Genomic DNA, 10150 nt, shown 5'->3' with positions numbered 1-10150 from the left:
AAGCGCAAGGCGCTCTACGAGCCGGTGCACGGTTCGGCCCCTGACATTGCCGGCAAGGGCATCGCCAACCCGATCGCCATGATCGCCTCGTTTGCCATGTGCCTGCGCTACTCCTTCAACCTGGTGACGGAAGCCGACAACCTGGAAAAGGCGATCGCCACCGTGCTCGACAAGGGCATCCGCACCGGCGACATCATGGCCGAAGGCGCACGCCAGGTCGGAACCGTCGAAATGGGCGAAGCCATCCTCTCCGAGTTCAAGGCGCTGTCTGCCTGATACGAGCATTTCCAGGAAAAGTGCGAAGCGGTTTTCCGCCAGGAAATGCGTAAAACAAAAAGCTTGAACGTTTCCGCGGCATCGTCTGAAGCGGAAACGTTCAAGCAAGAGGCGCGCCCGATCGGGCAGCGCCCCGCAAGTTGTCAGAACACCTCCGGAGCGATCCGGAGGTGTTTTGCATTCGACAGTCTTGAATTCGACGGCCGAACCGACACATGCAGGCAGATGCTGCGAGCAATGAGGGGCGGCGAGGGACCGCATTCTCGCATGCAGACCGTTTGGAAAGGCCGACATGAACCGACCGCTCGCATCAACCGGATGGATCCTGGTGACGACACTGATCCTCGTACTCGCCTTCATTCCGCTCGATCCGTTTCTGTCGACGCGGGCGCAGGAACTGCCCGAGGGCATCGTCGCCTTCAATCGCCTGATTACCGACTTCGGCACCTTCGGCTGGATGATTTATGTCTCGGGTCTGGTGCTTGCCGTCGCCTTCATCCTGCAGCGTGCCGTTGGCCAGGCGCCGTTTCAGCGCAAAGCCCGAACTGTCCGCAACCTTGCTGCCTATTTCTTGCTGACGATCGGCACTGCCAGTGTGCTCGTGCATGTGCTGAAGTTCCTGATCGGGCGGGCAAGGCCCGAGCTTCTGGTGGATCTCGGTGCCTACAGCCTGACGCCGTTTACCGGCGACACCCTGTTCGAAAGCTTTCCATCCGGTCATTCGACGGCGGCGGGTGCTTTTTTCGGCGCCTTTGCCATGCTTCTGCCGAAGCTGCGGCCGTTGTTTTTCGTGATGGCATTGGTCATCGGGGTCTCGCGCGTCATCGTCGGCGCCCACTATCCGAGCGACGTTGCTGCCGGGCTGCTGCTTGGCCTATGGACATCTATGATGGTGGCGTTTCTCTTCGCCAAACGCGGCTGGCTTTTCCGCGCCGACGAGGGCGGTTGGCCTATCCCAAAGCGAACAGGCTCCCGCCCATAAAAAAGCCGGCGCGGAAAGCCGCGCCGGAGTCGGGAGAGCCGTGATGCCTCTCGGGGAAGTCTTTAGTCCATCGCGTGGATGTCGCGATCCTTGGTTTCCGGCAGGAACAACATGCCGATGACCAGGGTGATGCCCGCAAAGACGATCGGGTACCAGAGACCGTAGTAGATATCGCCCTGAGCCGCGCTCATCGCGAAGGCCGTGGCCGGCAGCAAGCCACCGAACCAACCGTTGCCGATATGGTAGGGCAGGGACATGCCGGTGTAGCGGATGCGGGTCGGGAACAGTTCGACCAGCAGGGCGGCAATCGGGCCGTAGACCATCGTCACGTAGATGACGAGAACGGTCAGAACGGCGATGATCATCGTCCAGTTGACGTTGGCAGGATCCGCCACCATTGCGTAGCTGCCGCCCTTGGCGATCGTGTAGACAGCCATTTCGGTGGCGGCGCCGACTTCGTCCTTGGTCAGGAGCTTGTCGGCAATGAGCTTGTCGGCAGGAACCATGGTCTTTTCGCCGCCGCGAACGGCAGCGGCATCAAGCGCCAGTTCCGGATTGGCGGCGACGAAGCCGTCAAGCTTGGATTCCGGAACCTTTGCCGCACCACGAACCAGCGGGTAGCCGGCATCATGGAGAGCCATGTTGGTCTGCTTTTCGAAGCCGGCGTTGGCAGCCTTGGCACCATCGCCTGCAGCGATCGCGTCATAGCTGTTGATCGTCGTTTCGCCGACCTCCACAGTCGCGGCAGTCCCCGCCGCAGCGGTCGTTACCACGTCATAGGGAACCGAGTTCTTGGTCAGGAACGCGGTTGCGATGTCGCACGAGGTCGTGAACTTCGCGGTACCGGTCGGGTTGAACTGGAACTTGCAGTCGCCCGGTGCCGCGGTCACGGTCGCCCGTACCGTTGCCTGGGCCTGAGCGAGCGCCGGGTTACCGGCCCAGGTCAGCGCCTTGAACAGCGGGAAGTAGGTGAGCATGGCAAGCAGCAGGCCGGCCATGATGATCGGCTTGCGGCCGATCTTGTCGGAGAGCCAGCCGAAGAGCACGAAGAAGCCCGTACCGATCAGCAGTGAGGCGGCGACCATGATATTGGCCGACTGGCCGTCCACCTTGAGCACGCCCGTCAGGAAGAACAGCGCGTAGAACTGACCGGAGTACCAGACGACGGCCTGGCCGACGACGGCGCCGAACAGTGCCAGAAGCGCGATCTTGGCGTTCTTCCACTGGCCGAAGGCTTCCGACAACGGTGCCTTGGAACCCTTGCCCTCTTCCTTCATCTTCTTGAAGGCCGGCGACTCGTTCATCTTCAGGCGGATCCAGACGGAAACGCCGAGAAGCACGACCGAGACCAGGAACGGAACGCGCCAGCCCCAGGCTGCAAACGCTTCTTTGCCCACCAGGTACTGGACGAGCAGGATCACCACCAGCGACAAGAACAGACCGAGCGTTGCCGTGGTCTGGATCCACGAGGTGAAGTAACCGCGACGCCCGTGCGGCGCGTGTTCGGCCACGTAGGTTGCAGCGCCGCCATATTCACCGCCGAGCGCCAGGCCCTGAAGCATGCGCAGAGCGATGAGCAGGATCGGCGCAGCGATGCCGATCGAGGCAGCGCCAGGCAGGATGCCGACCAGGAAGGTCGACAGACCCATGATCAGGATCGTCACGAGGAAGGTGTATTTGCGGCCGACGAGGTCGCCGAGGCGACCGAAGACCAGAGCGCCGAACGGGCGAACCAAGAAGCCCGCGGCAAACGCCAGAAGCGCGAAGATGTTTCGCGTCGTTTCCGGGTAGGAGCTGAAGAAGGTCGCGCCGATGTAAACGGCGAGCGAACCGTAGAGATAGAAATCGTACCATTCGAATACGGTACCAAGCGACGAGGCGAAGATGACCTTCTTCTCCTCGCCGGTCATCGGACGTGCTTTTGTGTCGTCCGCTGTCGCGACATTTGCCATTTTGTTTATCCTCCACTCCAAAACAGCCCATTGGAGCGCCCATTGGCTGGCTCGGACAATTCCTCCCTTGAACGTCCGAACGTGGTGCGCCTGATCACAGGATGTCAGAAAAGGAGGGCCGCAGGCAGGGATGCTTTCGGCTTATGACTTTCGTCTAAGAAGCCAGAGACCTCAGGCGCGAAGGGCTGCCGCCGGCGATTGCCGGTAGGCGATCATGGCCGGCAGGACGGCGAGGATGGCGGCGAAGACGAGAATGGCAGAGACAAGAAATCCGTCGCCGGCAGCGAACATGACAGGCATGGCAACGCCGCTCTCACCGGAAAGATATCCGGCTATGAACTTTGCGGCACCGAAGCCAAGCGCGAAACCGGAAAGCACACCGGCGGCAATCAGCGCAAACAGTTCGCTCCAGACGATGACAAACACCGCCGTGCGCGGCGCGCCGAAGGCACGAAGCGCCCCGATCTGCCGTCGGCGCTGGCCGACATGCAGGATCGTGACGAGCAGGATCGCGGCTGCGACCAGAACCTGAGCGCCCGTCGTCACTCCCACGAGCACCCGCTTGGCGTCGCCAAGTGTCGCATAGAGGTTCGTCAGCACCTCGCCGGGAAAAACCGCCAGTGTCGAGTTGCTGCGATAGTCCTGCCGGAGCTTGTAGGCGTCGGCGATCGATTTCGGTTTGACGAGGATCGCGGGCAGGCCGGGCGTGGCCTTGCTCCAATTCTCGTCGAGCGCCGCGTCCGCATCGATATGAGGGTGATCCGCCTCGACACCGGACGCGGCCTCGTCATGCGCGTGATCGTCGGCATCATCGTGTTCCGCCGCTTCCATTCCATGCAGCGCCCAGACCGCCTGCATCGGAACCAAAATGGCACGGTCCCAGGCGGTGCCCGTGGGCTTGAGGCGCCCGACAATGCGATAGGCGAGTTCCGTGTGGGCGTGGCCGCCGAGTTCGGCAAGTCCATGGGTCGGCTTGACCGTATAACCGAGTGGCAAATCGACGGCGGCGCCGGCAACCGCTTCACCAAGGGCGGCAAAGGCGCGGCCTTCGGCAAGCTGTTCGAGTTCCGCAAGCAACCCGGTGGAGGTGCCGACAACGGCATAACCGCCAAAGCTGTCACCGAAGCCGACCGGTGCTGCGGAGGCGACGCGCGGATCGGCAAGAAGGCGCGGCAGAACCGTGCCTTCCATCAGCGGCAGCGGCGAGGGTTGCAGGAAGATCGATGAAAGCACGAGCTGGGTCTCGCTGCCGGGGGCGCCGATCACGAGGTCGAACTTGTCGGCAGCACGCGCACTGCCGAGCCGAAGCGCCCGTTCCTGCAAGGTGACGGCGACGCCGAGCGCCGTCGCCAACGCAACCAGGAGGACGACGACGAGCGAACCGGCCCAGAGGCGGCGCAGATCCGCAAGGATGAAACCGATCATGCCGCGCGCTCCTCGATGAGGCCATCTTCGACGATGCGCCCGGCGGCAAGCCGGATGCGACGGTCCATACGCCGCGTCAGCGCCAGATCGTGCGTCGCAACGATCAGCGTGCAGCCGCTTTCGCGTGAAAGCTCGAGCAGCAGGTCGCCGACGGTCTCGCCGGCGTCGCTGTCGAGGCTGGCGGTCGGCTCGTCGGCAATGACCACACCCGGCTTGCGCAAAAGCGCGCGGGCGATCGCCACCCGCTGCATTTCACCGCGCGACATGGTTTCGATCATCTGGGTCGGCCGGGTGAGGCCGACACGCAGAAGCAGATGTTCAGCACGGGCGCCGACATCACGGCTCATCGCGCCGGAGAGCCTTGTCGGCAGCAGAACGTTGTCCAGAGCACTGAGGCCGGGGAAAAGATGAAAGTCCTGCAGGACCAGACCGATATTGGCGCCGCACCAACGGTCACGACGGCCCTCGGAGAGCGCGCAGATATCGACATCGCCCCAGAGGATGCGGCCCTGTCCGACCCGCTCGAGCCCGGTCAGGATGCTGATCAGCGTGCTTTTGCCGGATCCTGACGCACCTGTGAGCGCCACACGGCTGCCGGCGGCGACGTCAAGGCTGTCGATCGCAAGAGCGGGTGCGGCAAGTCCGGGAAAGCTGACATCGACGCCTGCGAGTTGAAGACCAAGCATGCCCTAGACCGCGTAAAATTGAGACGAGCGCAGACGCAGCAGGCTGACGAATCCGGTCTCCGGATCGGTCCAGGAGCCGACCTCCAGTGTCCCGCGAACCTCGATCGTCTGGCCGGGCGGCACGAAGGTCTGCTTCTCCCCGAGATAGACGACGACGATATTGTCCGGCCAATCGGAATCCGACGAACAAAACGGGCAAAGCGCCATCGGAACTTCCGTCAGCACGAAGAACGCTGCCTCTGCCTTGAGCGGCGGCGCCATGAAGCCGCGCATGCGGACTTCCTGACCGGCAAGGCTCTTCACCTTTGTCGAGAATTCGAGGCCGAGTACACTGACCTTGCCGTAGAGCTCATCGAAAGTGAGACTGGCGTCGGCCAGGGCCGCATGCCCGTCGAACGCGACAACCGCGCCGGCAATCAGGCCGAGCACAGCTCGACGGCTCAAGGATATGGGTGTCGGTAGGGTCATCGTCTTATCGCCAAGAGTACCCCGGCAGCGCATGGGCGTGATGTGGCCGGGAATGAACGTCAGCGTGAAGCCTCCTCCCCGTTTCAGGGAGGAGGCGGGTTTCAAACGATCAGTTGGTCTGCTTCACGCCGAGGGCAAGCGCATCGACGAGAACGCGGTAGACGTCGCTCTGCTCCATGTAGCCTCTGAAGCCCTCGCTGCCCGGACCTTCCGACTGCAGCACGACGTCGTCGACCGTGTGCTGGCCGGTGCTTTCGTCCTTCGGCAGGATGCCGACGCGCAGCACGGCGCCGGGCATGTCCTTGTAAGCTTCGTTGGCGACATACTCGTCCTTCTCGTTCTTCACCGCCGGCTCGAACGGCCCGTCCAGCTTGGGGCTGAAGGTTTCGTAGTAGTCGGGGAAGTTTGAGACGAACATCGCCAGACGACGGCTCGCGTCGATCTTGTCGGGGAAGCCGTCCTTGTTCTCGTCGGTATAGTTCGGGAAGCCCGCCGAAGCGCCTGTTTTGACCTTGTCGCGGCCTTCCTTGCCCTCGACGGTGTCGTCGATGATGCCGAGCAGTGAGACGCCATGGGTATGGTCGCCGGTCACGACAACCAGCGTATCCGGGTTGTTCTTCGCGAACGCGCGGGCAACGCCGACCGCCTGGTCGAACTCGATGGTCTCGACGACGGCGCGCTCCATGTCGAGCGGATGGCTCATCTTGTCGATCGAGGCGCCCTCGACCATCAGGAAGAAGCCGTTTTCGTTCTTCGACAGCCTGTCGAGCGCGGTCTTGATCATGTCGACAAGGCCTGGCTGGCCGGGGAACTTTTCGACCGTGCCCTTCTTCAGGAACTCGCGATCAAGCGTCACGTCCATGTTGCCGGTGTGGAACAGACCGAGAAGCTTGCCGTCGGCGGGCGCATTGGCAAGTTCGCTCTTGTCGGTCGCAAGCGCATAACCGGCTTCCTGGAAAAGCTTGATGTAGTCCTGGTTGTCCTTGCGCTTGGAGCCGGGCGTCTCCTTGCCGAGGAAATAGGCCGAGCCTCCGCCAAGGATGACCTCCGGCTTGACGTCGTAGATCATGCCGACGATCTCGGCCTTGTCGCTGCGGTTGCGGGTGTGGGCGACGACGGCGGCCGGCGTGGCGTCCTCGATTTCCGAGGTCGTGACGAGACCGATCGACTTCTGCGTCTGGCGGCGCAGCGCTTCGGCAATGGTCTCGACCCGTGGATCGTCGAGGCTGTCGGGCGTGCGGTCGCCATAGACGCCCACGGCGTTGATCACGGTCTTGTGGCCGGTCATGTAGGCCGACATGGTGTTGGCGCTGTCGGTGTCGATCGAATTGGTCGCCGACGTGCCGATGAAGGCCATGCGCTCGAGGTCGTCCATGTTGAGGCGGCCATTGGCCTTACCCTCGGTCATGCCCTTCGACATGATGCGGGCGGCGGTGCGGTGCGCAACCGAAAGGCCATCGCCAAGCAGGAAGATGACGTTCTTGACCTTCGGCTGCTCCGCCGTGGCATAGACGTGCCAGGTCACGGTCTTCGTCTCTCCGCCAGCCGTCACTTCGACCTTGTAGCTGCCCGGTGCGCCAATTATAGCGTTGCGCAGGAGCAGGGCCGAACCGAGCTCCTTGTCTTCCTTGCCCTTTTCCATCGCGACATAGGCGGCTTCGGCACCGAGCGCTGCCTTGTAGTCCTGGCCGTTGACGGTCACCTTGATGTCTTCCGCCTTGACGGCGCTCTTGAGCTCGACCTTGAAATCGAACGGGGAACCGGCAAGAATTGTCGCGCGATCAATGGGATAGACGTCTGCGGCCTGAGCGGCGTGGGCCAGAACCGTCGTGGCAAAGAGGGTGGCAAGAAGCATACGCATGGCAATCGTCCCTTTGAGGTGTCGGATTGCGCGGTCGTAACGCCCGGCGATGACAGCGACATGACATTGCGATCACGTTTGCAGGCGCCAAGCATCGCACGCTTGACTCGCCGATAGAAACAATTATTACGAGCCTCGGAAAGGAAGGCATTCCATGCTTCGCCGCGAACACAACTTCGCTGACAGCAGCGTCCTGGCAGAAATCGCCGGGCAGGATATGCGTTTTCCAGCTTCCTTCAAAACAACGGCCAAAACGACGACGAAAACCGTCTGACGTCTCTGGCCCTCCGCTCTCTCCCCGGTTTGGCCGGGGACAGGAACCCTCGCGGCGGATCGCGCGGTTTCCCCCTCCACCCGACGAGGAGAGACAAAAAAGAGAGCTTAGATCATGGGTTTCAAGATTGCAGTCGCAGGCGCCACCGGCAATGTCGGCCGGGAGATGCTGAACATCCTTTCGGAACGCGGCTTTCCCGCCGATGAAGTGGTCGCCCTTGCTTCCGCCCGTTCCCAGGGCACGGAAGTTTCCTTCGGCGACAAGACGCTCAAGGTCAAGAACCTCGAAAACTACGATTTCTCCGATACCGATATCTGCCTGATGTCGGCCGGCGGCGCGGTTTCGCTGAAGTATTCGCCGAAGATCGGCCAGCAGGGTTGCGTCGTCATCGACAATTCCTCGGCCTGGCGTTACGACTCCGAAGTGCCGCTGATCGTGCCGGAAGTGAACCCGGACGCGATCACGCTCTTCACCAAGAAGAACATCATCGCCAATCCGAATTGCTCGACCGCCCAGCTCGTCGTCGCGCTGAAGCCGCTGCACGACCACGCCAAGATCAAGCGCGTCGTCGTCTCGACCTACCAGTCGGTTTCCGGCGCCGGCAAGGACGGCATGGACGAACTCTTCAACCAGACCCGTGCGGTCTTCGTTGCCGACCCGATCGAATCGAAGAAGTTCACCAAGCGCATCGCCTTCAACGTCATTCCGCACATCGACGTCTTCATGGAAGACGGCTACACCAAGGAAGAGTGGAAGGTTCTGGCCGAGACCAAGAAGATGCTCGACCCGAAGATCAAGGTGACCTGCACGGCCGTGCGCGTCCCGGTCTTCATCGGCCATTCGGAATCGGTCAACATCGAGTTCGAAAACGAGATCACCGCTGACGAGGCGCGCGATATCCTGCGCGAAGCACCGGGTTGCCTTGTTGTCGACAAGCACGAGAACGGCGGCTACGTAACGCCTTACGAGTGCGCCGGCGAAGACGCGACCTACATCTCGCGCATCCGCGAAGACGCAACCGTCGAAAACGGCCTCAACATCTGGGTCGTTTCCGATAACCTGCGCAAGGGTGCGGCACTCAACGCGATCCAGATCGCCGAGCTGCTCATCAACCGCGGTCTGATCCGCGCCAAGAAGCAGGCCGCCTGAACAAACAGACGGTAAAGCACGAATAAGAACCCCGCCTGGCCCGTTATCGGCCTGCGGGGTTTCCTGTTTCACGGATCCGTGCGCAAAATTGATCGGATTCACGTGAAACCGTTAGGAAATTTCCGCCAATGAGGGGCGGGTGACAGAGCCGGCAAAGGCTGGCATCTTCCTAACGGCAACCAGATTTGGGCAATGACGGGGTATTTCATGCACACGGCAAAGTGCGTAGCGATTGGGCTTGCGGCCCTGATTTCAACGGCGATCCTTCCGGCGACCGCGTCGGCGGCACAGTGCGGCAACGACGGCAGCGGTTTCGCGGCCTGGATGACGCAGTTCAAGCAGGAAGCCTCCGGCAACGGCATCAGCCCTGCGGCGCTCGACAAGGCGCTCTCCGGCGTTTCCTACAACAAGGCGACGATCCGCGCCGACCGCGGCCAGAAAAGCTTCAAGCTCTCGCTCAGCCAGTTCATGCAGAAGCGTGGCGGTCAGACGATCATCTCGCGCGGCAAGAAGATGAAGGCCCAGAATGCGGCGCTCTTCAACAGCATCGAACGGCGCTACGGCGTACCGGCCGGCCCGCTGATCGCCATCTGGGGCATGGAAACCGGCTTTGGCGGCTTCATGGGCAAGGAGCATACGCTCTCAGCCGTTTCGACGCTCGCCTATGACTGCCGCCGGTCCGACTACTTCACCAACCAGCTCTATGCGGCGCTCCAGCTCGTCCAGCGCGGCGATCTCAGCCCGGCTGCACGCGGCGCTGCCCATGGCGAAATCGGACAGACCCAGTTCCTTCCGGCAAACGTTCTGAAATACGGCGTCGACGGTGACGGCAACGGCCATATCGACATGGTCCGCTCGAAGGCTGACGCGCTTGCTTCGACCGCGAACTTCCTGCGTGGACACGGCTGGCAGCCGGGCGCCGGATATCAGCCGGGACAGGCCAATTTCGGCGCGATCCAGGGCTGGAACGCCGCCAGCGTCTATCAGCAGGCGATCGCCATCATCGGCGCGGAAATTGACGGCGACTAGAGCATTTCCAGGAAAAGTGCGAAGCGGTTTTCCGTCAGGAAATGCGTA

Annotated in this window: 9 protein-coding genes; 4 read left to right on the top strand and 5 right to left on the bottom strand. The window is 62.1% G+C overall.

The window, feature by feature from the left end; all coding sequences use genetic code 11:
- Together IB264_RS27025 and IB264_RS27020 are read left to right on the top strand one after the other, a co-directional pair.
- On the top strand, positions 1-276 hold a 276-nt coding region (locus tag IB264_RS27025), incomplete at its 5' end, for an isocitrate/isopropylmalate family dehydrogenase (RefSeq protein ID WP_246811835.1).
- 292 nt (positions 277-568) lie between these two features.
- Positions 569-1258: a phosphatase PAP2 family protein gene (locus IB264_RS27020; protein ID WP_025425270.1), complete on the top strand. Its 690-nt coding sequence runs from the start codon at positions 569-571 to the stop codon at positions 1256-1258.
- Positions 1259-1320: 62 nt separating this feature from the next.
- Here the strand turns inward: IB264_RS27020 and IB264_RS27015 are convergent, their stop codons facing one another.
- From IB264_RS27015 to IB264_RS26995, 5 genes are all read right to left on the bottom strand, one after another.
- Positions 1321-3210 carry an MFS transporter gene (locus IB264_RS27015; protein WP_025425271.1) on the bottom strand — a complete coding sequence of 630 codons (1890 nt, stop codon included), beginning with the start codon at positions 3208-3210 and terminating at the stop codon, positions 1321-1323.
- 171 nt (positions 3211-3381) lie between these two features.
- Positions 3382-4635 carry an ABC transporter permease gene (locus tag IB264_RS27010; RefSeq protein WP_025425272.1) on the bottom strand — a complete coding sequence of 418 codons (1254 nt, stop codon included), beginning with the start codon at positions 4633-4635 and terminating at the stop codon, positions 3382-3384.
- Positions 4632-5321: an ABC transporter ATP-binding protein gene (locus IB264_RS27005; protein WP_025425273.1), complete on the bottom strand. Its 690-nt coding sequence runs from the start codon at positions 5319-5321 to the stop codon at positions 4632-4634. Before IB264_RS27005 ends, IB264_RS27010 begins: the two co-directional genes overlap by 4 nt.
- Positions 5322-5324: 3 nt before the next feature.
- Positions 5325-5789 carry a hypothetical protein gene (locus tag IB264_RS27000; RefSeq protein ID WP_025425274.1) on the bottom strand — a complete coding sequence of 155 codons (465 nt, stop codon included), beginning with the start codon at positions 5787-5789 and terminating at the stop codon, positions 5325-5327.
- Between the two features lie 109 nt (positions 5790-5898).
- A complete protein-coding gene (locus IB264_RS26995) occupies positions 5899-7650 on the bottom strand; it encodes an alkaline phosphatase (RefSeq protein ID WP_025425275.1) in 1752 nt (583 codons plus the stop codon).
- Positions 7651-8038: 388 nt separating this feature from the next.
- Between IB264_RS26995 and IB264_RS26990 the strand changes: the two genes are divergently transcribed.
- A complete protein-coding gene (locus IB264_RS26990) occupies positions 8039-9073 on the top strand; it encodes an aspartate-semialdehyde dehydrogenase (RefSeq protein ID WP_025425276.1) in 1035 nt (344 codons plus the stop codon).
- A 207-nt stretch (positions 9074-9280) separates the two neighbouring features.
- Positions 9281-10102: a lytic transglycosylase domain-containing protein gene (locus IB264_RS26985; RefSeq protein ID WP_025425277.1), complete on the top strand. Its 822-nt coding sequence runs from the start codon at positions 9281-9283 to the stop codon at positions 10100-10102.
- The last annotated feature ends 48 nt before the right edge of the window (positions 10103-10150 follow it).

The organism is Ensifer sp. ENS11, assembly GCF_014851895.1.
GTDB classification, from domain to species: Bacteria; Pseudomonadota; Alphaproteobacteria; order Rhizobiales; family Rhizobiaceae; genus Ensifer; species Ensifer canadensis.
Note: the sequence above shows the minus strand (reverse complement) of the source record. Positions and strands in the feature narration are given on the sequence as shown.

Bases quoted from the DNA above. Each gene is read 5' to 3' on its own strand.
- IB264_RS27020 (WP_025425270.1), top strand. From the start codon at position 569: ATGAACCGACCGCTCGCATCAACCGGATGGATCCTGGTGACGACACTG.
- IB264_RS27015 (WP_025425271.1), bottom strand. From the start codon at position 3,210: ATGGCAAATGTCGCGACAGCGGACGACACAAAAGCACGTCCGATGACC.
- IB264_RS27010 (WP_025425272.1), bottom strand. From the start codon at position 4,635: ATGATCGGTTTCATCCTTGCGGATCTGCGCCGCCTCTGGGCCGGTTCG.
- IB264_RS27005 (WP_025425273.1), bottom strand. From the start codon at position 5,321: ATGCTTGGTCTTCAACTCGCAGGCGTCGATGTCAGCTTTCCCGGACTT.
- IB264_RS27000 (WP_025425274.1), bottom strand. From the start codon at position 5,789: ATGACCCTACCGACACCCATATCCTTGAGCCGTCGAGCTGTGCTCGGC.
- IB264_RS26995 (WP_025425275.1), bottom strand. From the start codon at position 7,650: ATGCGTATGCTTCTTGCCACCCTCTTTGCCACGACGGTTCTGGCCCAC.
- IB264_RS26990 (WP_025425276.1), top strand. From the start codon at position 8,039: ATGGGTTTCAAGATTGCAGTCGCAGGCGCCACCGGCAATGTCGGCCGG.
- IB264_RS26985 (WP_025425277.1), top strand. From the start codon at position 9,281: ATGCACACGGCAAAGTGCGTAGCGATTGGGCTTGCGGCCCTGATTTCA.